Below are 26,765 nucleotides of genomic sequence, written 5' to 3'. Positions count from 1 at the left end.
TGCGCCGCCCCGTTTTCGTGTTCCGGGTGCGTGGGTGTCGGGGCGGGTGTGGCGTCGAGGTGAGGAGTGTGGAGCGGATGGCGACGACCGGGGAGGACGCCTCGGCGCCGTGGCTGGTGGCGGGCCTGGGCAATCCGGGTCCCGAGTACGACGGCAACCGGCACAATGTCGGGTTCATGGTGGCGGATCTGCTGGCGGCGCGGATGGGCGGGAAGTTCAAGCGGGCCGGCAAGGCGCAGGCGCAGGTGGTGGAGGGCCGGTTCGGTCCGCCGGGGCCGCGCAGCCGGCGGGTGGTGGTGGTGAAGCCGATGTCGTACATGAACCTGTCGGGTGGTCCGGTGACGGCGTTGCGGGACTTCTACAAGGTGCCGACGGCCCATGTGGTGGCGGTCCACGACGAGCTGGACATCGATTACGGGGTGCTGCGGCTGAAGCTGGGCGGCGGGGACAACGGGCACAACGGGCTGAAGTCGATGACGAAGGCGATGGGCCCGGCGTATCACCGGGTGCGGTTCGGGATCGGGCGGCCGCCGGGCCGGATGCAGGTCGCGGATTTCGTGTTGCGGGACTTCTCCTCGTCGGAGCGCAAGGAGCTGGACTACTTCGTGGACCGGGCGGCGGACGCGGTGGAGGCGCTGGTGGCGGAGGGTCTGGAGCGGGCGCAGTCCTCGTTCAACTCCTAGGGGGAGCGTGTGCGTCATGGGGCCGGCCCCCGTACCCGGGTTCGGGTGCGGGGGCCGGCTCTTTGGTGTGTGCCGTGGGCGGGTCAGCCGGTGTTGCGCAGGCCGGCGGCGACTCCGTTGACGGTCAGCAGCAGGGCGCGGCTGAGGGTGGGGTCGGGTTCCGCTCCGGCGGCGGCCTCGGCGCGCTGGCGGGCGAGGAGGGAGACCTGGAGGTAGGAGATGGGGTCGAGGTAGGCGTCGCGGATGTCGAAGGTCTGCTGGAGGGGCTTGTTGGAGTCGAGGGGCTTCTCGCCTCCGGTGATGCGCAGGACTTCGGCGACGGTGAGTTCGTGTTCGGCGACGATGGCGTCGAAGACGTGCTTGAGCTCGTCGGGGACGAGGGTGTCGACGTAGTGGCGGGCGATGCGCAGGTCGGTCTTGGCGAGGGTCATCTCGACGTTGGACAGGAAGTTGCGGAAGAAGTGCCAGTGTTCGTGCATCTCGTCGAGGACACCGTCGGTTCCGGCCTCGCGCAGGGCCTTGAGCCCTGAGCCGACGCCGTACCAGCCGGGGACGATCTGGCGGGACTGGGTCCAGCCGAACACCCAGGGGATGGCGCGCAGTCCGTCGAGTGAGACGCCGGAGCCGGGGCGGCGGGAGGGGCGGGAGCCGAGGTGGAGGTCGGCGAGCTGGTCGACGGGGGTGGAGGCGAGGAAGTAGGCGGGCAGGTCGGGGTCTTCGACGAGCTTGCGGTAGGCGCCGTGGGCGGCGTCGGAGACGAGGTCCATGGCGGCGTCCCAGCGGGCGAGGGCCTCGTCGGACTGCCGGGGCGCGGTGTGCAGGGCGGATGCCTGGAGGGTCGCGGCGACGGTGAGTTCGAGGTTCTCGCGGGCGAGGGAGGGGACGAGGTACTTGTCGGAGATGACCTCGCCCTGTTCGGTGACCTTGATCTCGCCTTCGAGGGTGCCCCAGGGCTGGGCGAGGATCGCGTCGTGGGAGGGGCCGCCGCCGCGGCCGACGGTGCCGCCGCGGCCGTGGAAGAGGCGCAGGCGTACGCCGTAGCGGTGGGCGACGTCGCGCAGCCGGCGCTGGGCGCGGTGGATCTCCCACTGGCTGGTGGTGATGCCGCCGAACTTGGAGGAGTCGGAGTAGCCGAGCATGACTTCCTGGACGTCTCCGCGCAGGGAGACGAGGCGCCGGTAGGAGGGGTCGGCGAGCATCTCGTCGAGGATGACGTCGGCGGCGCGCAGTTCGTCGGTGGTTTCCAGGAGCGGGACGATGCCGATCTTGGCCCAGCCGGAGTGGAGGTCGACGAGGCCGGCCTCGCGGGCGAGTACGGCGGCGGCGAAGACGTCGTCGGCGCCCTGGCACATGGAGATGATGTAGGACTCGATGACCTCGGGTCCGAAGACGTCGAGGGCGCGGCGGATGGTGTGGAAGACGCCGAGGGTCTTCTCGCCGGCCGCGTCGAGGGGGGCGGGGGTGGGGGCGAGGGGGCGGCGGGAGCGGAGTTCCTTGGCGAGGAGCTTTCCGCGGTAGTCGCGGGGCATGTCGGCGTAGCGCCAGGACTCCTCGCCGAGGCGGTCGAAGAGCTGGCCGAGGGCGTGGTGGTGGGCGTCGGCGTGTTCGCGGACGTCCATGGTGGCGAGCTGGAGGCCGAAGGCGGCGAGGGTGCGGATGATGCGGTCGAGGCGGCCGTCGGCGAAGAGGGCGCCGCGGTGGCGGCGCAGGGAGTCCTGGACGCAGGTGAGGTCGGCGAGGAGTTCGGCGGTGCCGAGGTAGTCGCGGCCGGGCTGGTGGGCGGTGCCCTTGGCGAGGCGGGTCTTGGTGTTCTCCAGCTTCTGCCGGATGCAGGTGACCTTGAGGCGGTAGGGCTCCTCGGAGTTGAGCCGCTTGTAGCGGGGGCTGATCTCCGGGAGGGCTTCGAGGTCGGCTTCGAGGGAGGTCTGGAGGGCTTCGGTGACGCCGGTGTAGCGGATGGAGTGGGAGAGCAGTCCGCGCAGGTGGTCGATCTGGTCGAGGGCGTCGTTGATGCCGTGTTCGTGCTGGAGGATCAGGACGTCCCAGGTGACGGCGGGGGTGACGTTGGGGTTGCCGTCGCGGTCGCCGCCGATCCAGGTGCCGAAGCTGAGGGGGCGGGTGCCTTCGGGGAGGCGGACGCCGACGCGTTCGAGTTCGGCGCTGAGGTCTTCAAGGACGTCGCCGACGGCGTCGGCGTGGAGTTCGTCGAGGTAGTAGATGGCGTTGCGGGCCTCGTCGGCGGGTTCGGGGCGCACGACGCGCAGTTCGTCGGTCTGCCAGACGAGGTCGATGTTCTCGGCGAGGCGGGCGTCGTAGCGGCGGCGGTCGGCCTCGGTGACGGGGGTTTCGAGGAGTTCGGCGATGCGGCGCAGCTTGTTGAGGACGCTGCGGCGGGCGGCCTCGGTGGGGTGGGCGGTGAAGACCGGCCGGACGTTGAGGTGGGCGACGGTGTCGCGCAGGTGTTCGGGGTCGGCGTCCTTGAGGCGGTCCGCGGTGCGGGCGAGGAGGCTGCCCTCGCTGGCGCGGTGGGCGCGCAGTTCGCGGCCGCGGTGCACCTGCTCGGTGATGTTGGCGAGGTGGAAGTACGTGGAGAAGGCGCGTACGAGCTTGGCGGCGGTCTCCAGTTCCGTGTCGCCGAGCAGCCGGGCGGCGGCCTCCCCGTCGCTGCGGGTGAGGGCCCGGACGCGTTCGACGAGTTCGAGGAGTTCGGGGCCTTCCTGGCGTACGAGGGTCTCGCCGAGGAGGTCTCCGAGGCGCCGGATGTCGGCGCGCAGTTCGGCTGTGGCCGCCGGGGCGGGAAGGCTGTGGTCGTCGGCACTGCTCACAGGTGCGGCTCCTTGCAGTGTGGAAGCTGTTCCGGAGGGGAACCCGGGCGGTAGGCCCGGGGATGGAATTCCGAGCGGACCGCGCTGTCCGACCGTTCCCAGGATAGGTGGCGGTCCGGCGGCGCGGTGGCTCGGCCTCTTGCCGTCCGGCCGCGCGCTGCCATACTTACGTCACCGTAGGTTACGTATTCGTAGGTGCGGCTGTGCGTGGCCCGCTGTGGGCGTGGTGCCGTGTGTGTGCCGTCGCTCGGGCGTATCTACGTGTACGGGTCTACGGGACGGGATCTTCCCGCCGTACGGCTTTCCACACCACCCTCGACACTCAAGGGACGCATATGACGTCGACCACCTCCCCTTCCTCGGGGACGGATGTGATCGAAGAGAAGTCCGGGGCCGCCGCCTCTGGACCCGCTGCGGCGACGCTGGGCGGGGACAGGAAGGGGTCCGTGGAGCAGATCGCGCTGCTGTTGTTCATCGTGGTGCCGTTCCTGGCGCTGGTCGCGGCGGTGCCGCTGGCCTGGGGCCGGGGGCTGAGCTGGCTGGACGTGGGCCTGCTCGTCTTCTTCTACTTCCTGGGCTGCCACGGCATCACGATCGGTTTCCACCGCTACTTCACGCACGGTTCGTTCAAGGCCAGGCGGCCTCTGCGGATCGCGCTGGCGGTGGCCGGTTCGATGGCCGTGGAGGGGCCGGTGGTGCGCTGGGTGGCGGACCACCGCAAGCACCACAAGTTCTCCGACGCGGAGGGCGACCCGCATTCGCCGTGGCGGTACGGGGAGTCGCTGCCGGCCCTGATGAAGGGGCTGTGGTGGGCGCACCTGGGCTGGATGTTCGACGAGGAGCGGACGCCGCAGGAGAAGTACGCGCCGGATCTGGTGAAGGACCCGGCGATCCGCGCGGTGTCGCGGCAGTTCATGTTGTGGACGGTGGTGTCGCTGGGTCTGCCGCCGCTGATCGGCGGGCTGGCGACGATGTCGTGGTGGGGGGCGTTCACCGGGTTCTTCTGGGGTTCGCTGGTGCGGGTGGCGCTGCTGCACCACGTGACGTGGTCGATCAACTCGATCTGTCACGCGGTGGGCAAGCGGCCGTTCAAGTCGCGGGACCGGTCGGGCAACGTGTGGTGGCTGGCCATCCTGTCGTGCGGGGAGTCCTGGCACAATCTGCACCATTCGGACCCGACCTCGGCGCGGCACGGGGTGCAGCGCGGGCAGCTGGACTCCTCGGCGCGGATCATCCGCTGGTTCGAGCTGCTGGGCTGGGCGCACGACGTGCGCTGGCCCTCGGCCGAGCGCATCAGCTCCCGGCGCCGGGTGCGGGCTTCCGGACCGGCATGATGGAGCCCGTGGCGACCGACTCGATCTCAGGCAGCAGCGGTGACAAACCCCGGCGGGCGCGCCGGACCCGGATGACGGGGGCGCAGCGCCGGGAGCAGTTGCTGGACATCGGCCGGACGCTGTTCGCCGCCCGGGGTTTCGAGGGCACGTCGGTGGAGGAGATCGCGGCGAAGGCCGGGGTCTCCAAGCCGGTGGTGTACGAGCACTTCGGCGGCAAGGAGGGGCTGTACGCGGTGGTCGTGGACCGGGAGATGCGGCAGTTGCTCGACATGGTGACGGGGGCTCTGACGGCGGGTCATCCGCGGGAGCTGCTGGAGCAGGCGGCGTTCGCCCTGCTCGACTACATCGAGACTTATACGGACGGGTTCCGCATCCTGGTGCGGGACTCGCCGGTCGCCCAGTCCACGGGCACCTTCGCCTCGCTGATCAGCGATATCGCCACGCAGGTCGAGGACATCCTGGGCCTGGAGTTCAAGAGCCGGGGCTTCGACCAGAAGCTGGCGCCGCTGTACGCGCAGGCGCTGGTGGGGATGGTGGCGCTGACCGGGCAGTGGTGGCTGGACGTGCGCAAGCCGAAGAAGGCGGAGGTCGCCGCGCATCTGGTGAACCTGGCCTGGCACGGGCTGGACGGTCTGGAGCCGAAGCCGAGGCTGATAGGGCACCGCAAGAGCTGAGGGCGGGGGCCGCCCGGGTCGGGGCCGAGGGGCGGGGGCCGTCCCGGCGGGTCGCGTGATCGCCGGGCGGTTCCGCACCCTTCGCGGTGACGTGGGCGGATCGCCGGGGCTGCCGTGGGCGGTCCGGGCCAGACTGTCGTCCATGGGAGCCGCTCGCCGGGCAGGAACCGGGCCCGCGGCCGACGCCCGCTCCGCGCCGGCCGGTGCCGCCCCTGGACGGACGGACCGTGGGCGACCTGTTCACGCTGCCGGTCCTCCCGCCGCACACCGGGTTGCCCGACGGGGGCCTGGTCTCCGTGCGGCCGCAGCGCCGCTCTCACCGTCGCGTGATCGGCCTTTAGGTCACTGGTCTTCGCGGGTGCGCCTCGTCCGGTCTGGTCGTGGAGCGCGGGATGACCGTGCTCCTCGACCGGCGCAACGGCCCGGAGCCGGACGTGTCGCTGGTGCGGGCGGCGGCGGTCGGCGGGCTGGAGCAGACCGGTTTCGCGGCGGCGGACGTGGTGCCGGCCGTGGAGGTCGTCTCCCCCGCCCCGAGTCGCAGGCGCGGGACCAGGACACCAGTCCGGCAAGGACGCGGGGGGGCCGGTATCGATCCACCACGAGCGCCTGACGCCGACCGTGCCCTTCGGCATCGACCTGGACATCACGCCGGAGGCGCTGGGGCGTCTGTGAGGGGCTCCAGGAACTCCAGCCGGTTGCCCACGGGGTCCTCGCTGTAGAAGCGGCGGTGGCCGGGGAGTGTGTCGTCCCAGGTGACCGGGGCGCCGTGGGCGGTGAGTCGGGCGGCGTACTCCTCGATGGCGGTGACGCGCAGCCCGGGGTGGGCCTTTCGCGCGGGCCGGAAGTCGTCCTCGATCCCGAGGTGGAGCCGGACCGGCCCGGCCTGGAACCATCCCCCGCCCCCGCGGGCGGCGAGTACGGGCGGCTTGGGGGTCTCGGTCATGCCGAGGACGGTCGTGTAGTAGGCGCGCAGGGCGTCCTCGCTGCCGGGCGGGGCCGCGAGCTGTACGTGGTCGACGGCGGCGAGCATCAGGGGGTCTCCTTCGGGCGGTGGGCCACGGCGAAGAGGCGGCGGAAGGGCAGGACGGTGCCGCGCTCTGTCGCCGGGTAGGCGGTGCGCAGCGCTTCGCGGTAGGTGGTGAGGAAGTCCTCGCGCAGGTCGGGGCGGGTGCCGAGCGCGTCGAGGACGGGGCGCAGCCCGGTGCCCTTGACCCAGTCGAGTACGGGGTCGGGGCCCTTCAGGACGTGCAGGTAGGTGGTCTCCCACACGTCGCTCTCCAGGCCGAGGGCGAGCAGGCGTTCCAGGTAGGCGGCGGGTTCGAGGACGGCGTCGGCGTGGCGCAGGACCCCGTCGAGATGGGGGCGGTAGCGGGGGCTTTCGGCGATCTCGCGCATCAGGACGTGGCTGGGGGCGCCGAAGTTGGCGGGGACCTGGAAGGCGAAGGTGCCGCCGGGGGCGAGCGCGGAGGTCCACTCGGCGAAGCGGTCGGCGTGGCCGGGGACCCACTGGAGGGCCGCGTTGGAGACGAGGACGTCGAGGGGTGCGGTGGGCCGCCAGGTGGTGGCGTCGGCCTCGGCGAGGTCGAGGCGGCCGCCGCCCGGGGTGGGGCCCGCGTGCTCGCGGCGGGCGCGTTCCAGCATGTCCGGAGAGGAGTCGAGCCCGGTGACACGGGCGGCGGGCCAGCGGGCGGCGAGCAGCGCGGTGAGGTTCCCGGCGCCGCAGCCGAGGTCGACGACCTCCGGGTCCTCGCGGTCCGGTTCCGGGAGGCGGGCGAGGAGGTCGAGGAAGGGGCGGGTGCGGTGGCCGGAGTGGCGGAGGTACTGGGCGGGGTCCCAGGTGGGGCCGGTGCGGGGCATGGCTCTCCTGTGTTTCCGGGGCGCGGCGGCGTCCTGGACCAACCCTGGCCCCCAGGTGTCTCGACGTCAAGAGACTTCACGTCGACAGACCAACTACACTGGCCGCATGGAGGACGAGGTCGATCGGCTGGTCGCAGCATGGCGCCGGGAGCGCCCGGACCTCGACGTGGAACCGCTGGAGGTGCTGAGCCGGGTCAGCCGGCTCGCGCGGCACCTCGACCGGGCGCGGCGGCTGGCCTTCGCCGAGCATCAACTGGAGACCTGGGAGTTCGACGTGCTCACGGCGCTGCGCCGGGCCGGGGACCCCTACCAGCTCTCCCCCGGGCAACTCCTCACGCAGACGCTGGTGACCTCCGGGACCATGACCAACCGGATCGACAGGCTCGCGAAGAAGGGCCTGGTGGAGCGGCTGCCCGATCCGAGCGACCGGCGCGGGGTGCTGGTGCGGCTGACCCCGGAGGGCCGTGAGCGGGCGGACGCGGCGCTCGCCGGGCTGCTCCAGCAGGAGCGGGCCCTGCTCTCCGAGCTGTCCTCCGCCCAGCGCGGGGACCTCGCGGGGCTGCTACGCCAGCTGACCGCCCCGTTCGACAACATCCCCGGCTGACTCCGCGGGGCCCACCCCGGCGCGGCGGGCGAGCGCGACCGCCGCGAGCGTCGAGTGCACGCCGAGTTTGCCCAGTACGTTCTGCATGTGGGTGCGCACGGTGTGCGGGGACAGGAACAGCCGGTCGGCGACGGCCTTGCGGCCGAGCCCCGCGACCATGCAGCGCAGCACCTCGCGCTCGCGCGGGGTCAGCGACTCGACCAGGCGCTCGCTCTCGGTGCGGTGTTTGCGGCTCGCGGTCAGCTCACGCAGGACCCCGGTCAGCAGGGCGGGCGGCAGGTGCGTCTCGTCCCGCAGCACCCCGCGTACGACGGTCAGCAGCCGGGAGAGCGAACAGTCCTTGGCGACCCAGCCGCTGGCCCCGGCCTGGAGGGCGAGTGCGGCGCGGCGCGCGTCGTCCCTCTCGGCCAGGACCACGGGGCGCACCCCGGGGTGCGCCTGGCGGACCGCTGTGACCAGGGCTATCCCGTCCACCGGGGCGCCCTCGGCGGACTCGCGCGGGGCGGGCAGCGCGCGGACGGTCCCGCCGGCGACCGCGCCGAGGTCGGCGTCCACGAGCAGGACGTCGAAGCGGCGGCCCTCGGTGGCGGCCCGCTCCAGGCTGCGCAGCGCGGCGGGGCCGCTGCCCGCGGCGAAGACGTCCACGTCGGGTTCGGCCGCGAGCGCGGCGGCGAGCGACTCGGCGAAGATGCGGTGGTCGTCGACGACCAGGACGCGGATACGGACCACGGAAACCCCCTCCCCCTCGCTCCGCGGAGCTGGGGATCACCCGGACGGGGCGCGGTCGCGGGCGCGGCGCCCGCCGGGAGATCGCCGTGAACGGGCCGGCCGCCGCCGACGCGCTGTCACTGCCGCCCCCGGCGCCTGGCGCCGCACCCGGTTCACTCGCCCCTGAAGGGCGCCGGCCCCCACCGGCGCTGGTTCCTCAGAGTACGGGCGGGGGTGCGTGAGGGAAGGGGATTCCCGGAACTGGTACGGGAGGGTGGGGCGGCTGAGCCGTATGGTGCGCCAGGAGACGGAAGTGGACCGGCTTCGACCGGAATTGGCCGGTTCCCGGCGGGTGGCCGGATACGCCGGGGCCCCGGGCCCGGTGGACGGGCCCGGGGCGCCCGGGTGCTTCGGAGGGCGTGCCCCGGACGGTCAGCTCACCCGGCGCGCTCCCGCCGAGGGGACGGCCGGGAAGACGCGGGGTTCGCGGTGACCGGCGCGCGCGAAGTCGGCCAGGACGGCCTCGGTCACGGCTTCGGCGCGGTCCCGGTCGACCAGGACGATCGCGGAGCCGCCGAAGCCGCCCCCGGTCATCCGGGCGCCGAGCGCCCCCGCCCGGTTCGCGGACTCGACGACGAGGTCGAGTTCGGGGGCGGAGACCTTCAGGTCCTCGCGCAGCGAGCGGTGGCCGTCGGTGAGGACCGGTCCGACCGCGCGCACGTCGCCCTCGTCCAGCAGTGCGGAGACGAGTTCCACGCGGTGGTCGTCGCTCACGACGTGCCGGACGTAGCCGCGTACCCGTTCGTCCTCGATCTTGCCGAGGGCGGCGGGCAGTTCGGCGAAGGACACGTCGCGCAGCTGGTCCACGCCCAGAATCCGGGCGCCCTCCTCGCAGCCCGCGCGGCGTTCGGCGTAGGCGCCGTCGCCGAGGGCGTGCTTGACGCGGGTGTCGAAGACGAGCAGTTCGAGGCCGTGCGCCGGCAGGTCGAAGGGCACCTGGCGGACCGACAGGTCCCGGGTGTCCAGGTGCAGGACGTGGCCCGCCTCGCAGCACGCGGAGGCGGTCTGGTCCATGATCCCGGTCGGTACGCCGACGAACTCGTTCTCCGCGCGCTGCCCGATCCGGGCCAGTTCGGGCCGGTCGATGCCGAAGGAGAACAGGTCGTTGAGGGCGAGGGCGGTGACGACCTCCAGGGCCGCCGAGGAGGACAGGCCCGCCCCGGTGGGCACGGTGGAGGCGAGGTGGACGTCCGCGCCGCCGACGTCGTATCCGGAGCGGCGCAGCACCCACACGACGCCGGTGAGGTAGGCGGCCCAGCTGGTGTCGGCGCCGGGGGCGAGGGTCGCCGCGTCGAGGCGCAGCGCGGGCCCGTCGATGTCGGCGGAGCTGACCCGCAGGACCCCGTCGGTGCGCAGCCGGACGGCGGCCACGGCCGTGTGCGGCAGGGCCAGCGGCATGACGAAGCCGCCGTTGAAGTCGGTGTACTCGCCGATCAGGTTGACCCGGCCCGGTGCGGCCCACACGCCGTCCGGTGCGCCGCCGTACAGGTCGCGAAAGCCCTGGACGACGCGGGGCGCCGCCTCGGTCGCGGTGTCCTCGGGTGTGCTCACGCCCCGTCCCCCGTCCGCTGCGCGAAGGCCCAGGCGTCGGCGACGATGCCGGTCAGGTCGGCGCGCGAGGGCTGCCAGCCCAGGGCCTTGTGCGCGGCCTCGGCGGAGGCGACCAGGACGGCCGGGTCCCCGGCGCGGCGCGGGGCGACGGTCTCGGGCACGGGGTGGCCGGTGACCTTGCGCACGGTGTCGACGACCTCGCGCACGGAGAAGCCCGCGCCGTTGCCGAGGTTGCAGATCAGGTGGTTGCCCGCGGCGGCCGCGGTCAGCGCGAGGAGGTGGGCCTCGGCGAGGTCGGCGACGTGGATGTAGTCGCGTACGCAGGTGCCGTCGGGCGTCGGGTAGTCGTCGCCGTACACCGAGATCGTCTCGCGGCGGCCCTGGGCGACCTGGAGGACGAGCGGGATGAGGTGGGACTCGGGGGTGTGCCGCTCGCCGTAGGCGCCGTAGGCCCCGGCCACGTTGAAGTAGCGCAGCGAGACGGCGGCCAGGCCGTGGGCGCGGCACTCGTCGCTGATCATGTGGTCGACGGCGAGCTTCGAGTTGCCGTACGGGCTGGTGGGCACCGTCGGGTCGGTCTCGACGATCGGGGTCTGCACGGGTTCGCCGTAGGTCGCGGCGGTCGAGGAGAAGACGAGGCGGCGCACCCCGGCCTCGCGCATCGCGGCCAGCAGCGCCATGGTGCCGCCCACGTTGTTCGACCAGTACTTCTCGGGCTTCTCCACGGACTCGCCGACCTGGGAGGAGGCGGCGAAGTGCAGGACGCCGTCGAAGCTCTCGTCGACGTACCGGGCGGCGTCCTGGACGCGGCCCTCGACGAACTCGGCGCCCTCGGGCACGCCCACCCGGAAGCCGGTGGAGAGGTCGTCGAGGACGGTCACGCGGTGACCGGCCTCCAGGAGATGGGCCGCCACGACGCTGCCGACGTAACCGGCCCCGCCCGTGACGAGGTACTTGCCGCTCATGAACTCGCTACCTCTCGAAGTCGCTCGGCCGCACGCTCGGGCGGCACGTCGTTGATGAAGACGTTCATACCCGACTCCGAGCCGGCGAGGAACTTGAGCTTGCTCCCGGTCCGGCGGATCGTGAACAGCTCCAGGTGCAGGGCGAAGTCCTCGCGGGCGAGCGGTGCGCCCGCGCCCGGCGCCTCCGGGCCGAAGGCGGCGTACTCCCCGGGCGTCAGGAACGGGGCCTGGTGCCAGCCCGAGATGTAGGGGGTGCGGCCGACGCCGGGGCCGAAGAGGCGGTCGAAGCGGCGCAGCAGTTCGAGGTAGATCCGGGGGAACTCGGCGCGCTGCTCCTCGTCGAGGGCGGTCAGGTCGGGGACCCGGCGCAGCGGGTAGAGGTGGACCTCGTAGGGCCAGTGCGCGGAGAACGGCACGAAGGCGGTCCAGTGCTCGCCCTCCAGCACGATCCGCTTCCCGGCGGCGCGTTCCTCGTCCACCACGTGGTCGAAGAGGTTCCCGCCTCCGGTGGCGGCCTTGTGGGCGGCGGCCGAGCGGAGCATCAGGGTGGTGCGCGGCGTGGCGAAGGGGTAGCCGTAGATCTGGCCGTGCGGGTGGGCGAGGGTCACCCCGATCTCCTCGCCCCGGTTCTCGAAGGGGTAGACCTGCCGGACCGCCGGGTGGCGGGCGAGTTCGGCGGTGCGGTCGGTCCAGGCGTCGAGGACCAGGCGGGCGTGCGGTTCGTCCAGGTCGGCGAAGGAGGCTCCGTGGTCCGCGGTGAAGCACACGACCTCGCAGCGGCCGGTGTCGCCGGAGAGCGAGGGGAAGCGGTTCTCGAAGACGACCACGTCGTAATCGGAGTCCGGGATCTCGGTGAGCCGCTCCCCGCGCGAGGGGTCGAGCGGGCACTGGTCGGCCGGCGGGTGGTAGGTGCGGCCCTGGCGGTGCGAGGCGATGGCCACCGCGTCGCCGAGCAGCGGATCGGCGCGGACCTCGGAGGCGGTGCCGATCGGGTCGAGCGGCCGGCGGTCCACCGCGTCCCTGACGAGCTTCCCGGCGGTCTCGTCGAGGTCGTAGTAGATCAGTTCCCGGCCGTCGGCGAGCCGGGTCGAGGTCTTTTTCAACGGAACCGTTCCTCCTGGCCGGGCTCCAGCCCGCCACGCCGCCACACTTCGAACATAATCCAACATAACAAATCACGACGCCCCGCCGGGGTCAACGCCCGGAGAAGTGTTTCACTCGGTCTGACTAGAGTGTCTGCGCGGACCCCTACCCTTCGGTAGCACCCCACGTTCGAACAAAGAACAACCAAAGACGCCCGCAAGGGTGTTCGCCCCACCGCTACCGGGGCAGGCGACCGTCCCCACATGTTCATCGCAACGAAGCGAGTACTCCCCATGCTCCTTGCCGAAGGGCTCAGACTCCCGACCAACTGGCTGGACTATCTGATCCTCGCCCTGTACTTCCTCGTGGTCCTGGGCATCGGTTTCGCCGCCCGCCGCAGTGTGAAGACCAGCCTCGACTTCTTCCTCTCCGGCAGGTCCCTGCCGGCGTGGGTGACCGGACTCGCGTTCGTCGCCGCCAACCTGGGCGCGACCGAGATCCTGGGCATGGCGGCCAACGGCGCGCAGTACGGCGTCTACACCGTGCACTGGTACTGGATCGGCGCGATCCCCGCGATGGTCTTCCTGGGCCTCGTGATGATGCCGTTCTACTACAACTCCAAGGTCCGCTCGGTGCCGGAGTTCCTCCTGCACCGCTTCGGGCCCTCCTCCCACCTGCTGTCCTCGATCATCTTCGCCGTCTCCTCGGTGCTGATCGCGGGCGTCAACCTCTACGCGATGGCGATCGTGCTGGAGGCGCTGCTGGGCTGGCCCGAGTGGTTCGCGATCGTCATCGCGGGCCTGTTCGTGCTCATCTACATCACCGTGGGCGGACTGTCCTCGGCGATCTACAACGAGGTCCTGCAGTTCTTCGTGATCCTCGCCGCGCTCATCCCGCTCACCATCGTCGGCCTCAAGCGGGTCGGCGGCTGGGACGGCATCAGCGACACCCTCACCCAGGACAAGGGCGGGGACTTCATGACCGCCTGGCAGGGCACCGGGATCGGTTCGGACAACCCGCTCGGGGCGAACTGGCTGACCATCGTGCTCGGCCTCGGCTTCGTGATGAGCTTCGGGTACTGGACGACGAACTTCGCCGAGGTGCAGCGCGCGCTGTCCGCGAAGAACCTGTCGGCCGCCAAGCGCACCCCGCTCATCGCCGCCTTCCCGAAGATCTTCATCCCCGCGATCGTCGTGATCCCCGGGCTGATCGCCCTGGTCATGGAGCCCACCCTCGGCAAGGCCGGCAGCGGGCTCGACTACAACGACGCGATCCCGGTCCTCATGCGCGACCTGCTGCCCAACGGTGTCCTCGGGATCGCCGTGACCGGTCTGCTCGCCGCCTTCATGGCCGGTATGGCCGCCAACATCTCGTCGTTCAACACGGTGTTCACGACCGACATCTGGCAGCCCTACATCAAGAAGGACCGGCCGGACGCGTACTACCTGAAGACGGGCCGCGTCGTCACCGCCGTCGGCGTGCTGATCGGCATGGGCACGGCGTTCATCGCCTCCAGCTTCAGCAACATCATGAACTACCTCCAGACGCTGTTCTCCTTCTTCAACGTCCCGCTGTTCGTGGTGTTCATCATCGGCATGTTCTGGAAGCGCACGACGGCCGCGGCCGGCTTCTGGGGGCTGCTGTCCGGTACGGCCGCCGCGATGATCAACTACTTCTGGCTCTACAAGCAGGGCGTCATCGGCATCCCCACCGACCAGGGAGCGAACTTCGTCTCCTCGATCGTGGCGTTCGTGGTGGGCGCGGTCGTCATGTTCGCCGTCACCATGTTCACCAAGCCGAAGCCGGCCGCCAAGCTCGCGGGTCTCGTCTACGGCACCAAGTCGCCCGGCCTCCCGGAACCGCCGGCCGAGGGCGACGACGCCTGGTACCGCAAGCCCGCCCTGCTGGGCTGGGGCGCCGTGATCCTCGCCGCCCTCTGCTACATCCCCTTCTCCTTCTGAGCCAGCGGAGGACACCACCACCATGAGCGAGAAGCACACCAGCGGCGCGGGCGAGAACGCGCAGCCGCAGAACCTCAGAGACATCGAGAACGTCGAGCGCCTGGAGCGCGAGTCGGCCACCGCCGCGCGCCTCTTCGACGTCCGGCGCATCATCGGCGGACTGTTCGTGGTCTACGGCGTGATCGTCACGATCGCCGGGATCACCGCCTCGGACGCCGACCTGAAGAAGGCGCAGGACATCAACATCAACCTGTGGACCGGCATCGGGATGCTCGTCCTCGGTCTGCTGTTCCTGCTGTGGATGTACCTGCGGCCCACCCAGCCGCCCGCGGTCGAGGAACTCGTCCAGGACATCAAGGAGCACCCCGAGACCTGAGCGGGCGCTCCACCTGGAGCACGAGGGCACACATGGCCGGGGGCCGTGGGCCGGGCGCAGCGCCCGGAACACGGCCCCCGGCCATGTGTGTCACCCAGCCGGGCCGGGGCGCCCTCAGCCCCGCTCGATGGTGCCGGGGCCGGGCGCGGCGGAACGGTAGGAGCCGGCCCGTTCCAGCAGACCGGTGCGGGCCGCGAGCGCCGCCGCCTCCAGCCGGGAGCCGACCCCCAGCTTCATCAGGACCCGCTGCACGTGGGTGCGGGCCGTCGAGGGGGCGATGCCCATACCGGCCGCGATGCTCCGGGTGTCCTCCCCCTCCGCGACCCGCACCAGGACCTCGATCTCGCGCGGCGTGAGCATCCCCAGCAGCCGCTGCCCCTCGTCGTCGGGCTGCTCCACCGGGTTCAGCAGCGCGTGGAAGGCGCTCTGCAGCAGGGCGGGGGCCACGGCGGCCTCCCCGGCCCGCGCCTTCATGATGGCCCGCTCCACGCCCTCGATGCGCTCGTCGTGGCGTACGTAGCCGCAGGCGCCCGCCGCGAAGGCCGCCGCGATCCCCCGGGGGCTGGGCACCGGGCCCAGGACCAGCACCGCGGTCTGCGGGCGCTCACGCCTGATCTTCGCCACCGGGTCGAACATGCCGGGCTCGGCCGGGGTGGCCGTGCCCAGCAGGCACACCTCGGGCGCCCGGCTCACCACCAGATCCGCCGCTCCCGCCGCCGGAGCGGCCGCCGCGAGCACCCGGTGCCCGCGCAGTTTGAGCGCCGAGGCCAGCGCCTCGGCGAGCAGCCGGTGGTCGTCGACCACCATCAGACGCACTCCCACTGAGCCTCCCCCCAATTCCCCACCGATCCCCCTGTTCCCGCAGGGAACGGAAGCCCCTGACCCTGTGTCCACCGGAAGCTACACGGATGTTCGACCTCGCGCTCCCTCTCCCGGCAAGAAGGGCCCGGGAACGCCGAAATCCCGCTCTTTTCAAGGCAGTCGGCTCGTCGAGCGGCACGGGCCCGACGCGCCGCTCCCGGCGCGCGGGGTGCGCGCCGGGAGCGGGGGTGCGAGTGGGGGGCGCGGGCACGTGGCGGTGCCCCGCGCCCGGCCGCTACTTCGGGCCGAAGCCCATCGCGAGGTGCCGGTTGGTGCTGCTGTCCTCGTCCGCCTCGTCGGCGAAGACCTGCGACATGTAGAGGCGGCCCTTGTCGAAGAGGATCTCCGAGTAGCGCGGCGAGAACCGGTTCTCGGCCTCGCGGACCGCCTCGGTGCCGGGGTTGCGCAGCAGGACCGTCTCCTTGAGGTCCGGGCCGGACAGCGACACGACCTGCCCGCCCTTGTCGTACGGCGGCCTCTTGTACGCGATGACGTTGGGGCCGTCCGTGCGCAGCGGGGTGATGGTGTAGCCGTCCCCGGCCTGGGCGCGCTGTCCAGTGAGCTTCCCGGTGCCGAGGTCGAAGGAGACGATCTCGTTGGTCTCGCTCAGGCTGCCGCCGCCGCCCTCGTGCTCCTCGGTCGGGATGTAGAGGCGGTCGCCCGCGACGGCGAGGCCGAGGCACTCGCCGACCGTCGTGGCCCCGCACTCGGCGCCGTACTTCTTCGCGTCGGCGGTGAAGCGGGTGCGCAGCTTCCCGGTCCTCGCGTCGACGGAGAAGAAGTCGGAGATGCCGGAGCCGTCGTCGGCGGAGTCGTTGACGTCGGCCGCGACGACCAGCGGGTTCACCGAGACGATGCCCGCGTACTCGATGCCGCGCGGCATCCTGTACTCCGAGCGGACCTTCCCGTCGGCCGGGTCGAGCACCTGGACCAGCAGCTGCCGGTTGTCCCCGTACGAGCCGCACTTGCGGACGACGGCGAGACCGGTGCCGCCCATGTACCCGGCGTCGTAGCAGCTGTCGCCCGCCTTCGGGGACCACCGCTGGTCACCGGACTTGAGGTCCCAGGCGGCGCCGCCACTGGTGCCGCCGGCGGCCGCGGTGTCACCCGCGACGGTGACCTCGGTGAAGTTGGCCGCGGCCGACCCGGTGCCGACCCCCTTGGTCCACAGCTTCTTGCCCGCGTTCAGGTCGATCGAGGAGACCTGCGAACAGCCCTTGTGGCGCTCGTCCTTGGTGGGCATGGCCGGCTGGTGCACGATCGCCGTGAGGTGGCCCTCGCTCTGGAACCTGCTGGCCGCGCACACCGGGCCGGGCAGTTTGACGGTCCACTTCTTGGCGCCGGTCGCGGCGTCGTAGCCGGTGACGGAGGCGACGCCGGACTTCACGAAGTAGGTGTCGGTGACCCAGGACCCCACGATGACGGTGCTGTTGGTGTCCTTCGGCGAGACCGCCTGCGGGAGCTGGAACAGCAGCTTGCCGTCCGGGTTCGCGGGGGCCTTCTCCGTGGCGGGGCCGGAGCCGGCCGGACCGGCCTGGTCCTGCCGCCCGTCCGCGCCGCCCTCGGCGTCCTCGCCGCCCTTGCCGTCCTTGCCGCCCTTGTCCGCGGTGTCCTTGCTGTCGCTCGCGGCGGTGTCGTCACCGCTGTTCTTCGAGTAGAGGACGCCGCCACCGACGATCAGGGCGATCGCGACGACGGCCGCCGCGACGATCAGGACGGGGGCGGAGAGCAGCTTGCCGCGGCCACCGCCGCCGGGGCCGGGCGCGGGCGGCATCGGGTGCGTCGGGGGCTGGCCGTAGCCGCCGTACCCCTGCTGCGGGGCGCCGGCCGGGTAGCCGTAACCGGGCGCGGGCGGCTGCTGGCCGGGGTAGCCGTAGCCGGGCTGCGGTTGCTGCGCGGCGGGACCCGGGTAGCCGTAGCCGCCCGCGGGCGGCTGCGGATAGCCGTACCCGGGGGCGCCCTGCGGCGGCTGGGGCGCCGGGGGCCCGAAGCCGCCCGCGGCCGGGGCGCCGAAACCGGGGCCCTGCGGACCGGGCGGGGTGGCGGGGGCGCCGAAGCCCGGCGCGGGCGGGGCGCCGAACCCCGGCGTGGACGCGGGCGGGCCCTGCGGGGGCGCGCCGAAACCGGACGGCGCGGGCGGCGTGCCCGACGGTCCGTTCTCCGGCTTCCCGAAGCCGGGTGGCCCGGAGGGCGGTGCGGGCGGCTGCGCGGGCGGCTGCGCGGGGGAGGAGGCGGGCGCGGGCGCGGCGTCCTCAAAAGCCTTGGCGTCCTCGGGAGCCCTGGCGTCCTCGGGGCCCTTGGCGTCCTCGGGGGCGGGGGTGCCCTTCCGGTTCTCGGGGCCCTCGGGCTCCTCGCCGGGCGGCGGCGGTCCGTACGGGGGCCGGGGCGGCTGGGGTGGCTGACTCATGACGTCCTTACCTGTGTGCTGCGGGTGCTGTGGGGACGGGGCGGTGGAGAAGGGGGACGGCGGCTACTGGCCGTAGGCCATCATCAGTTTCTCGGGGGCGTCGTCGTTGCCGGTGAGCCTGGACTGGGCGAGGAGGAAGCGGCCGTCCACGTAGTCGACGAGCGGGTTGACGTACCCGTCCTCGATGCGCGAGACGCTCTGCGGCAGCCGCAGCAGGGTCTTCGCGGCGCCGCCGGTGCTCGGCACGGACAGCACCATCCCGCCCGTCTCGAACGAGGGCTGGGCGTACATCACGACCGCGCCGTCCACGGTCTTGACGGGCAGCATGTCGCGGTCGCCGGGGGCGCGGCTGCGCCAGCTCTCCTTGCCGGTGCCGAGGTCGAAGGCGACGACCGCGTTCGGTTTGCCGCCGTCCGCCTCGGTGGGCAGGTACAGGTGCCGGGCGTCGGCCATCGCGCCGACGCAGCCGGTCAGGTCACGCGAGAGGAGCGAGGTGTCGCACTGCGGCGTGAAGCTGTCCTTGGTGGAGAGTTCGGAGCGCCGCTTGCCGTCCGCCGTCAGGACGGTGACGTTCCACTTCTTCTCCTTCTCGTTGGTGAGGTGCACGACGACCGGGTCGACCGAGTAGAGGTCGCTGACGCGCCAGCCGGCCGGGAAGCCGTAGGACCACAGCTTCTTTCCGGTGACCGGGTCGATCTTGCGCAGTTCGGGCTTGTCGGCCTTGGGCCCGCACTCCATGGAGACCAGGAGCGCGGGGCCGCCCGCGTAGCCCTGCGGCTGGCAGTCGTCCGGGTCGTCGACGCTCCGGTGCCGGAAGAGCTTCGCCCCGGTGCTGACCCGGAAGGCGCTGCCGCCGCCGAGCCGGCCGACGGCCACGGTGTCGCCGCTGATGCTCAGTTGCGCGGAGGAGAGGATGTCGAAGGTCGCCTCGGAGGGGATCTCCTTGTGCCAGGTGCTCTTCCCGGTCTTCAGGTCGAGGTCCATGATCTGGTTGCACAGCGCGTCGTCGGCGCCGTTCTTGCGGTAGGCGAGGACGACTCTCCCGTCCTGGCTGATCTCGCGGGAGGCGGCGCACATCGGTCGCGGCAGGGTCAGCGGCTTGCCGTCCCACGCGGGCTTCCCGGTGGCCGCGTCGTAGGCGAAGACCTGCTTGTACGCGGCTTTCACGACGATGCCGTCGCGCACCCACAGACCGGGCGAGTTGGCGCCGTTGCCCGGGGCGTCGGGGGCCTCCTTGTACCAGAGGACCTTCGCCTCCCCGGGTTTGCGGCCGGCGTTGAGGTCCGTCCGCTCCTCCTTGCCGTCGCCGTCGCCGTCCCCGGGGTTGACCGGCGCGGACACGGAGGGCTTCGTGGTGGGGCTGTGCCGCGCGAGGGGCTTCTCGTCCCCGTCGTCCCCGCCACTCACCACGGCTATGACGGTGGCGGCGGCGAGGACCACGACGGCGGCGGCCACGGCGACCAGGACCTTGGTGCGCCCCGGGAGGGGGCCGCGGCCGCCGCCCGGGGTGCCGGGGCCCTGCGGGGGCGGGTAGCCGTAGCCGGGCCCGCCGTACCGCGGCGCGGTGTAGGGGCCGGGCGGCTGCGGCGGACCGTACGGGCCCGGCTGCTGCGGCGGCGGGTAAGGCCCGGACGGGGCACCCCAGTTGCCCGGCTGGGGCGGCGGGGCGTACGGGCCCTGCGGCGCCGGGTACCCGTAACCGGGGGCGCCCTGCGGGGGCCGCGGCGGCGGGAAGGACCCGCCCGCGCCGTCCTGCGGCGGTACGGGCCCGGTGGGCGGCGGCTGGTCGGGCGGCTGAGTCATCAGCGGCACCTCTTCGCGCGGGACCGCCACCCGTCCGGCTCCCCCGCCGTTCCGTAGGTCGCTTCCTCCCGGAACAGAGCGAATCGGGCACGCTCCCCCGCAGTCCTGATCCAGTCGGGCGGGGGTTCTTTGTACCACCCCGCCAAGTGGGCGCGCCGTCCCGTCGCCCGCCTGTACCCAAGGGAGAACCGGGACGTGACGTGGCCGTGATGCGACGGGTCGTCAGGTGGCACAGCCTCCCGGCTCAGGCGCCCTCGGCCAGTTCGAGCCAGCGCAGCTCCAGCTCGTCCTTCTCGCCCCCGAGTTCGCGCAGCTCCGCGTCGAGCTGGGCGACCTTCTCGAAGTCGGTCGCGTTGTCCGCGATCGACTCGTGGAGCGCGCTCTCCTGCTGGGCGATGCGGTCCAGACGCCGCTCGATGCGCTGGAGTTCCTTCTTCGTCGCGCGGTCCTCCTTCGCGGAGGCCGCGGGGCTCGCGGCGGAGGCGGTGGACGCGGCGGGGGCGGCGGGGTTCGCCGGGGCGGGCGCGGCCGAGGCGGCCAGGGCCCGGCGGCGCTCGACGTACTCGTCGATCCCGCGCGGCAGCATGCGCAGCGCCCGGTCGCCCAGCAGCGCGAACACCCGGTCGGTGGTGCGCTCGACGAAGAAGCGGTCGTGGCTGATGACGATCATCGAGCCGGGCCAGCCGTCGAGCAGGTCCTCCAGCTGGGTCAGGGTCTCGATGTCGAGGTCGTTGGTGGGCTCGTCGAGGAAGAGGACGTTGGGCTCGTCCATGAGCAGCCGCAGGATCTGCAGGCGGCGGCGCTCACCGCCGGACAGGTCGCCCACCGGCGTCCACTGCTTCTCCTTGCCGAAGCCGAAGGTCTCGCACAGCTGCCCGGCCGTCATCTCGCGGCCCTTGCCGAGGTCGACCCGGTCGCGGATCTGCTGCACGGCCTCCAGCACCCGCAGCTTCGGGTCGAGTTCGCCGACCTCCTGCGAGAGGTAGGCGAGCTTCACGGTCCTGCCGACGACGATGCGGCCGCCCGCGGGCTGCCGCTCCCCCTCGGAGCGCGCGGCGGCGGCCAGGGCGCGCAGCAGCGAGGTCTTGCCCGCGCCGTTGACGCCGACGAGGCCGACCCGGTCGCCGGGACCCAGCTGCCAGGTGACGCGCCGCAGCAGCTCCTTCGGGCCCGCCGTGACGGTCACGTCCTCCAGGTCGAAGACGGTCCTGCCCAGCCGGGTGGAGGCGAACTTCATCAGCTCGGAGGTGTCGCGCGGGGGCGGCACGTCGGCGATCAGCTCGTTGGCCGCCTCGATGCGGAAGCGCGGCTTGCTGGTACGGGCGGGGGCGCCGCGCCGCAGCCAGGCCAGCTCCTTGCGGACGAGGTTCTGCCGCTTCGTCTCCTCGGTCGCCGCGCGCCGTTCGCGTTCCGCGCGGGCGAAGACGTAGTCGGAGTAGCCGCCCTCGTACTCGAAGACGGAGCCGCGCTGCACGTCCCACATGCGGGTGCACACCTGATCCAGGAACCAGCGGTCGTGGGTCACGCAGACGAGCGCGGAGCGGCGGGCGCGCAGGTGGCCCGCGAGCCACGAGATGCCCTCGACGTCGAGGTGGTTGGTCGGCTCGTCGAGGACGATGAGGTCCTGCTCGGCGATCAGCAGCTTGGCGAGCGCGATACGGCGCCGCTCCCCGCCGGACAGCGGGCCGATCACCGTGTCCAGGCCCTGGTCGAAGCCGGGCAGGTCCAGACCGCCGAACAGGCCGGTGAGCACGTCGCGGATCTTGGCGCTGCCCGCCCACTCGTGGTCGGCGAGGTCGCCGATGACCTCGTGGCGCACGGTCGCGGCCGGGTCGAGGGAGTCGTGCTGCGTCAGGACGCCGATACGCAGGCCGCCGCTGTGCGTGACGCGGCCCGAGTCGGCCTCCTCCAGTTTCGCGAGCAGCCGGATCAGGGTCGTCTTGCCGTCGCCGTTGCGGCCGACGACCCCGATCCGGTCCCCCTCCGAGACGCCGAGGGACACCTCGTCGAGCAGCGCGCGGGTGCCGTACACCTTGCTGACTGCCTCGACATTGACCAGATTGACGGCCATCCACACTCCAGCTCGACACACGAACCCGCACGGAAGGCCGTACGGGGGGACCGGCTGTCCAGAGTAGTCGGAGCGCCGCCCCGCCCGGTCAGAGCACGGTGGCGCCGGGGGCGGGGGCCGTCGTCACCCGGGCCGCGCGGCAGTGTCCTGAGGCGGTCAGCGCCGCCGCCACCGCGTGCGCGGCGCTCTCGTCGGCGGCCAGGAAGGCCGTCGTGGGCCCGGAGCCGGAGACCAGCGCGGCCAGCGCCCCGGCCCGCGTCCCGGTGTCCAGGGTGTCGCGCAGCGCGGGGAACAGGGACAGCGCGGCGGGCTGGAGATCGTTGGTGAGCGCCGCCGCGAGCGCCTTCGGGTCCCCGGTGGACAGGGCGTCCAGGACCAGCGGGGACACCAGCGGCTCGGGCACGGTACGGCCCTGGGCGAGCCGGTCGAACTCGCGGTAGACCGCCGGGGTCGACAGGCCCCCCTCGGCCCGAGCGAAGACCCAGTGGAAGGTGCCGCCGACCTCCAGCGGGGTCAGGCGCTCCCCGCGTCCGGTGCCCAGGGCGGCGCCGCCGACGAGGCTGAAGGGCACGTCGCTGCCGAGTTCCGCGCAGATCTCCAGCAGCTCCTCGGGGCGCGCGCCGGTGCCCCACAGCCGCTCGCAGGCGAGCAGGGCGCCGGCCGCGTCGGCGCTGCCCCCGGCCATGCCGCCCGCGACGGGGATGTCCTTGTCGATGTGCAGGTGCACGGCCGGCTCGATGCCCGCCCGCTCGGCGAGCGCGGTCGCGGCCCGCGCGGCGAGGTTGCTCCCGTCCAGCGGGACCTGCCCGGCGTCGGGGCCCGAGCAGGTCAGGCGCAGCGACTCGGCGGGGGTCGCGGTCACCTCGTCGTACAGGCCGACGGCGAGGAACACGTTGGCCAGGTCGTGGAAGCCGTCGGCCCTGGCCGCGCCCACGGCGAGCTGCACGTTGACCTTGGCCGGCACGCGGACGGTGACGCGGTCGCCGCCACGGCCCCCGACGCGCCCGGTGCCCGGCCCGGCGAGATGGTCCCTCACGCCCGCTCCCCCTTCTCCTGCTGCACCTGCTCCGGGCGGTGCTCGGCGACGCGCGCGAACTCCTCGACGGTCAGGGACTCGCCGCGCGCCTGCGGGGAGACCCCGGCCGCGCGCAGCGCCACCTCGGCGGCGGCGGCGGAACCGGCCCAGCCGGCGAGGGCGGCGCGCAGGCCCTTGCGGCGCTGGGCGAAGGCCGCGTCGACCACGGCGAAGACCTCGCGGCGGCTCGCGGTGGTCGCCACCGGCGCGGCGCGGCGCACGAGCGAGACGAGACCGGAGTCGACGTTGGGCGCGGGCCAGAACACGGAGCGGCCGATCGAGCCGGCCCGCCTGACCGTCGCGTACCAGGCGGCCTTCACGGACGGGACGCCGTACACGCGGGAGCCGGGCGCGGCGGCGAGCCGGTCGGCGACCTCGGCCTGGACCATGACGAGGGTGCGCTCGATGCTCGGGAAGGTCTCCAGCATGTGCAGCAGTACGGGGACGGCCACGTTGTACGGGAGGTTCGCGACGAGCGCGGTGGGCGCCGGTCCCGGCAGTTCGGTGACGCGCATCGCGTCGCTGTGCACGAGTGTGAAGCGGTCGGCCTTCTCCGGCAGGCGGGCCGCGACGGTCGAGGGCAGCGCGGCGGCGAGCGTGTCGTCGATCTCCACGGCGGTGACCCGGTCGGCGACGTCGAGCAGCGCGAGGGTGAGCGAGCCGAGACCGGGCCCGACCTCGACGACGGTGTCCTGCGGGCGGACCTCGGCGGTGCGCACGATGCGCCGCACCGTGTTCGCGTCGATGACGAAGTTCTGCCCGCGCTGCTTGGTGGGACGCACCGAGAGCGCGGCGGCCAGCTCGCGGATGTCGGCCGGGCCGAGGAGGGGGTCTGTACGGGTCACCCCGTAAGGGTACGGGGGCGGCGCCCGCCGCGACCGCCCGCCGGTGGCGGCGGCGGGGGGGGCGGGCGGGCGCCGCACGGGTCAGAGGCGGGAGCCGCACACCGGCCAGGCGCCGGGGCCGCCGCGCTGGGCGTACAGGATCTGGGCGCGGTGGGTCTGTTCGGCCGCGCTCGCGTCCTGGGGCCGGCCGCTGCCGCCGACGCTGTTCCACGTGCGCTGGTCGAACTGGTAGAGGCCGCCGTACGTGCCGGAGGGGTCGACGGCCGAGGGGTTGCCGCCGGACTCGCACTGCGCGAGCGCCGCCCAGTTCTGGCCGCCGCCGCCCGAGGGGCGGGGGGCGGTGGTGCGCGGACGGGTGGGGGCGGGCGCGGTGGTGCGCGCGGGGGGAGCGACGGTGGGGGCCACGGGGGCCGGGGGTCTGGGCGCCCGGGTGCCGACCCGCACGATCCGGTCCCGCGCGGGCCGTACCAGCTTCACGCCGAGGCGGCGCGGCTTCTCCTTCTTCCCGTCGACGGTGCGCTCGCGGTAGGTGATCCGGCGCAGTCCGTCCCTGCCGGGGTCTACGACCCGCGTGGTGCCGCGCGGCAGCGAGGAGTCGTGGCGGTGGCGCGTGCGGTGCCTGATCCGTACGTCACGGGTGCGGGTCTTCTCCCGCACCCGCTGCACGACGACCGCCTGACGGTCCCGCGGAAAGCTTTCCGCGGGGACGGAGAGCCGGTCCTGCCGGTGCACCGGGATGCCCGCCTCGGCGAGCGCGTCGGTCGTGGTCGCGGCGGTGGTGCGCACGGTGTGGGTGCGGCCGTCGGCGACGACCCTGAGCGTGCGGGCGCTGCGCACCACGAGGGGCAGCCCGGCCCGGCCGATCGGGGTGGAGCGGGAGGCGGTCAGGTGCGCGCCCTCGGCCCGTACGCCGAGCTGCCGCAGGGCCTCGTCCACGCGGCGCGCGGTGGTCCACACGCGGCGGCTGCGCCCGTCGACGGTGAGGTCGACCGGCCGTCCGTAGCGCACGGCCACCTCGTCGCCCGAGGAGAGCGGGGTGTGGGGGCCCGGGGCGACGAGGTCGTGCGGGCCGAGGCTGATCTTCTCCCGGGAGAGCAGGACCGACACGTCCCGCGCGAAGGTGTGCAGGACCCGGGGCTCCCCGTCGACGGTGAGCCGGATCTGCTTGTCCTGGGCCGCGTAGGCGAGCGCCCCTGAGGCCAGCAGCACGAGGGCGACGGCCTGCGGGGCGAGACGGCGCAGCCGGCGCCGCAGGAGGGGCGACAGCCGCCCGGGGCCCGCGGCGGGGCCCGGCGGCCCCGGCGCCACCGGGCCCAGGCCGTGGCACGGCGGCTCGGGGAGTTCCTGGCCCGGCTCGTCGGCCGGGCTCGACTTCCGTACTGCGGGCACAGCGGTCACGGCGTCCCTCCTGCGATCCGATAATCCGGTCGGGGCGGAGCGAACGTAACCGAGTGTTCGTCACTCTCCGTGGAGACTCGGCAGCGTTACGTCGAATGCGTAGGCCGTGTTGGTGGCGAGGGCGGCCGCCAGCGTGTCCTCCTGGACACCGCGCACCTCGGCCATCGCCCGCACGGTGACGGGGATCAGATAGGGCGCGTTGGGGCGGCCCCGGTAGGGCGCCGGAGTCAGGAACGGGGCGTCGGTCTCGACCAGGACGCGGTCCAGCGGCGCGACGGCGAGCGCGTCCCGCAGGTTCTGGGCGTTCTTGAAGGTGACGTTGCCCGCGAAGGACAGGAAGTAGCCGGCGCGGGCGCACACCCCGGCCATCTCGGCGTCGCCGGAGTAGCAGTGGAAGACGGTGCGCTCGGGGGCGCCCTCCTCCTTGAGGACGCGCAGGACGTCGGCGTGCGCCTCGCGGTCGTGGATGACGAGGGTCTTGCCGTGCCGCTTCGCGATCTCGATGTGCGCGCGGAAGGAGCGCTCCTGCGCGTCCTTGCCCTCGGGGCCGGTACGGAAGTAGTCGAGCCCGGTCTCGCCGACGCCCTTGACCTGCGGGAGGGCCGCGAGCCTGTCGATCTCGGCGAGCGCCTCGTCGAGCGCCGCCTCCCCGCCCCCGGCCCGCTCTCCCTGCCGCGACCAGCCTCCCTCGGGGTCCCCGTGGACGATGCGCGGCGCCTCGTTGGGGTGCAGGGCGACGGTGGCGTGGACCGCGGCGTGGGCGGCGGCCGTCTCGGCTGCCCAGCGGGAGCCGGCGAGGTCGCAGCCGACCTGCACGAGTGTCGTCACCCCGACCGAGGCGGCCTTCTCCAGGGCCTCCTCGACGGTCCCGGACTGCATGTCGAGGTGGGTGTGCGAGTCCGCCACCGCGACCCGCAACGGGGCGGGCGGCGGTGGCGGGGTGCTCTTGTCGGCGCGCGGGGAACTCATGCCCCCGATCCTACGAAGCGGGGCGGGGGGCGCTCACCGCGCGCGGGCCTCAGCCCTGGCCGTGGTGGTGGAAGGGGTGCAGGAGGTCGGACAGGTGCCAGTGGTGGGAGGGCCGCGCCGCCGCGTCCCCGGCCGTGGCCCCGGCGGGCGGGGACGCGGCGGCGTCCGTACGGGGCGCGTGGGCCTGGGGGCTCGCGGAGGACACCCGGCCCGCCCCCATGATCCGGACGACCTGCCCCCCGCAGTTGAGGCAGGCCGGGCGGGTCAGCGGCGAGGGGACCCGCTGCCCGTCCGCGTGGTAGACGACGTAGGCGTGGCCCTCCGCGTCGACGTGCCGCTCTATCTCGTACGACCGTTCCCAGCCGTGCCCGCAGCGCATGCAGGCGAAGGAGTACGACTCGTGGACGGCGTCGAGGGCCTGGAAGGGAGGAGGGGTCCGGTCGGCGGCGCCGTGGCCGGTGCGGGTGGTGCCGGTGGCGCCTGCGAAGTCACTCATGCCAACTCCTGGACTCGTGCCGGACGGGTGGTCGGGCCCGCCCCGGGACGGCGTGCGTCCCTGCGTCCAGTGGACTCCCCGGCGGGCGTGCCCGCACGCGTCCTGTCCAGTGTTGGAACGGATTTGGCGCGGCCGTGTACATCGGGCGCCCGCACGCGA

General features: G+C 73.2%; 22 protein-coding genes. 6 read left to right on the top strand and 16 right to left on the bottom strand.

All coding sequences use genetic code 11. The features are described from left to right. Positions 1–77: 77 nt before the first annotated feature. Positions 78–683: an aminoacyl-tRNA hydrolase gene (gene pth / locus ACFYMP_RS07560; RefSeq protein ID WP_388852019.1), complete on the top strand. Its 606-nt coding sequence runs from the start codon at positions 78–80 to the stop codon at positions 681–683. 83 nt (positions 684–766) lie between these two features. On the opposite strand, the gene ppc is transcribed toward pth, so the two are convergent. Then, a complete protein-coding gene (gene ppc / locus ACFYMP_RS07555) occupies positions 767–3,508 on the bottom strand; it encodes a phosphoenolpyruvate carboxylase (RefSeq protein WP_388852016.1) in 2,742 nt (913 codons plus the stop codon). Between the two features lie 335 nt (positions 3,509–3,843). On the opposite strand from ppc, the gene ACFYMP_RS07550 reads away from it, so the two are divergent. Beyond that, positions 3,844–4,842 (top strand): acyl-CoA desaturase, encoded by a 999-nt coding sequence (locus ACFYMP_RS07550; RefSeq protein WP_388852013.1) that lies wholly within the window; start codon positions 3,844–3,846, stop codon positions 4,840–4,842. Next, entirely contained in the window at positions 4,839–5,516 is a 678-nt protein-coding gene (locus ACFYMP_RS07545) for a TetR family transcriptional regulator (RefSeq protein ID WP_388852010.1), read from the top strand. Before ACFYMP_RS07550 ends, ACFYMP_RS07545 begins: the two co-directional genes overlap by 4 nt. Before the next feature lie 643 nt (positions 5,517–6,159). Here the strand turns inward: ACFYMP_RS07545 and ACFYMP_RS07540 are convergent. After that, positions 6,160–6,546, bottom strand: coding sequence for a VOC family protein (locus ACFYMP_RS07540; protein ID WP_388852007.1), 387 nt, complete (start codon positions 6,544–6,546; stop codon positions 6,160–6,162). Continuing rightward, the gene (locus tag ACFYMP_RS07535; RefSeq protein WP_388852004.1) at positions 6,546–7,373 is read right to left on the bottom strand and encodes a trans-aconitate 2-methyltransferase; all 828 of its coding nucleotides are present in this window, start codon (positions 7,371–7,373) and stop codon (positions 6,546–6,548) included. Before ACFYMP_RS07535 ends, ACFYMP_RS07540 begins: the two co-directional genes overlap by 1 nt. Before the next feature lie 106 nt (positions 7,374–7,479). On the opposite strand from ACFYMP_RS07535, the gene ACFYMP_RS07530 reads away from it, so the two are divergent. After that, complete coding sequence (locus tag ACFYMP_RS07530) at positions 7,480–7,977, top strand: MarR family transcriptional regulator (protein WP_363144517.1); 498 nt, start codon at positions 7,480–7,482, stop codon at positions 7,975–7,977. On the opposite strand, the gene ACFYMP_RS07525 is transcribed toward ACFYMP_RS07530, so the two are convergent. From ACFYMP_RS07525 to galT, 4 genes are all read right to left on the bottom strand, one after another. Further along, entirely contained in the window at positions 7,936–8,706 is a 771-nt protein-coding gene (locus ACFYMP_RS07525; protein WP_388852000.1) for a LuxR C-terminal-related transcriptional regulator, read from the bottom strand. The genes ACFYMP_RS07530 and ACFYMP_RS07525 overlap by 42 nt on opposite strands. Positions 8,707–9,117: 411 nt before the next feature. Beyond that, on the bottom strand, positions 9,118–10,296 hold the full coding sequence (gene galK / locus ACFYMP_RS07520) for a galactokinase (protein WP_388851997.1): 1,179 nt from the start codon (positions 10,294–10,296) through the stop codon (positions 9,118–9,120). Beyond that, positions 10,293–11,261, bottom strand: coding sequence for a UDP-glucose 4-epimerase GalE (galE, locus tag ACFYMP_RS07515; RefSeq protein ID WP_388851994.1), 969 nt, complete (start codon positions 11,259–11,261; stop codon positions 10,293–10,295). The genes galK and galE overlap by 4 nt, the downstream gene beginning before the upstream one ends. Next, positions 11,258–12,364, bottom strand: coding sequence for a galactose-1-phosphate uridylyltransferase (gene galT, locus ACFYMP_RS07510; RefSeq protein ID WP_388851991.1), 1,107 nt, complete (start codon positions 12,362–12,364; stop codon positions 11,258–11,260). The genes galE and galT overlap by 4 nt, the downstream gene beginning before the upstream one ends. Positions 12,365–12,637: 273 nt before the next feature. On the opposite strand from galT, the gene ACFYMP_RS07505 reads away from it, so the two are divergent. Further along, complete coding sequence (locus ACFYMP_RS07505; RefSeq protein ID WP_388852302.1) at positions 12,638–14,305, top strand: sodium:solute symporter family protein; 1,668 nt, start codon at positions 12,638–12,640, stop codon at positions 14,303–14,305. A 22-nt stretch (positions 14,306–14,327) separates the two neighbouring features. Further along, entirely contained in the window at positions 14,328–14,681 is a 354-nt protein-coding gene (locus tag ACFYMP_RS07500) for a hypothetical protein (protein WP_388851988.1), read from the top strand. Positions 14,682–14,795: 114 nt separating this feature from the next. Here the strand turns inward: ACFYMP_RS07500 and ACFYMP_RS07495 are convergent, their stop codons facing one another. From ACFYMP_RS07495 to ACFYMP_RS07455, 9 genes are all read right to left on the bottom strand, one after another. Further along, entirely contained in the window at positions 14,796–15,503 is a 708-nt protein-coding gene (locus ACFYMP_RS07495) for a LuxR C-terminal-related transcriptional regulator (RefSeq protein ID WP_388851985.1), read from the bottom strand. Positions 15,504–15,777: 274 nt separating this feature from the next. Next, positions 15,778–17,949, bottom strand: a complete 2,172-nt coding sequence (locus tag ACFYMP_RS07490; RefSeq protein WP_388851982.1) for a PQQ-binding-like beta-propeller repeat protein — start codon at positions 17,947–17,949, stop codon at positions 15,778–15,780. A 63-nt stretch (positions 17,950–18,012) separates the two neighbouring features. Beyond that, positions 18,013–19,752, bottom strand: a complete 1,740-nt coding sequence (locus ACFYMP_RS07485; protein WP_388851979.1) for a PQQ-binding-like beta-propeller repeat protein — start codon at positions 19,750–19,752, stop codon at positions 18,013–18,015. A gap of 244 nt (positions 19,753–19,996) precedes the next feature. After that, on the bottom strand, positions 19,997–21,823 hold the full coding sequence (locus ACFYMP_RS07480) for an ABC-F family ATP-binding cassette domain-containing protein (RefSeq protein WP_388851976.1): 1,827 nt from the start codon (positions 21,821–21,823) through the stop codon (positions 19,997–19,999). 88 nt (positions 21,824–21,911) lie between these two features. Next, positions 21,912–22,859 carry a 4-(cytidine 5'-diphospho)-2-C-methyl-D-erythritol kinase gene (locus tag ACFYMP_RS07475; RefSeq protein ID WP_388851973.1) on the bottom strand — a complete coding sequence of 316 codons (948 nt, stop codon included), beginning with the start codon at positions 22,857–22,859 and terminating at the stop codon, positions 21,912–21,914. After that, positions 22,856–23,743 carry a 16S rRNA (adenine(1518)-N(6)/adenine(1519)-N(6))-dimethyltransferase RsmA gene (gene rsmA / locus ACFYMP_RS07470; RefSeq protein WP_388851970.1) on the bottom strand — a complete coding sequence of 296 codons (888 nt, stop codon included), beginning with the start codon at positions 23,741–23,743 and terminating at the stop codon, positions 22,856–22,858. Before rsmA ends, ACFYMP_RS07475 begins: the two co-directional genes overlap by 4 nt. Positions 23,744–23,824: 81 nt before the next feature. Further along, on the bottom strand, positions 23,825–25,141 hold the full coding sequence (locus tag ACFYMP_RS07465) for a ubiquitin-like domain-containing protein (protein WP_388851967.1): 1,317 nt from the start codon (positions 25,139–25,141) through the stop codon (positions 23,825–23,827). A gap of 60 nt (positions 25,142–25,201) precedes the next feature. Continuing rightward, on the bottom strand, positions 25,202–26,110 hold the full coding sequence (locus ACFYMP_RS07460) for a TatD family hydrolase (RefSeq protein ID WP_388851965.1): 909 nt from the start codon (positions 26,108–26,110) through the stop codon (positions 25,202–25,204). Between the two features lie 49 nt (positions 26,111–26,159). Further along, positions 26,160–26,606: a hypothetical protein gene (locus ACFYMP_RS07455; RefSeq protein WP_388851962.1), complete on the bottom strand. Its 447-nt coding sequence runs from the start codon at positions 26,604–26,606 to the stop codon at positions 26,160–26,162. Positions 26,607–26,765 lie beyond the last annotated feature (159 nt).

Source organism: Streptomyces sp. NPDC007088, assembly GCF_042869355.1.
Taxonomy (GTDB): domain Bacteria; phylum Actinomycetota; class Actinomycetes; order Streptomycetales; family Streptomycetaceae; genus Streptomyces.
This window is presented reverse-complemented; position numbering and strand designations above follow the sequence as displayed.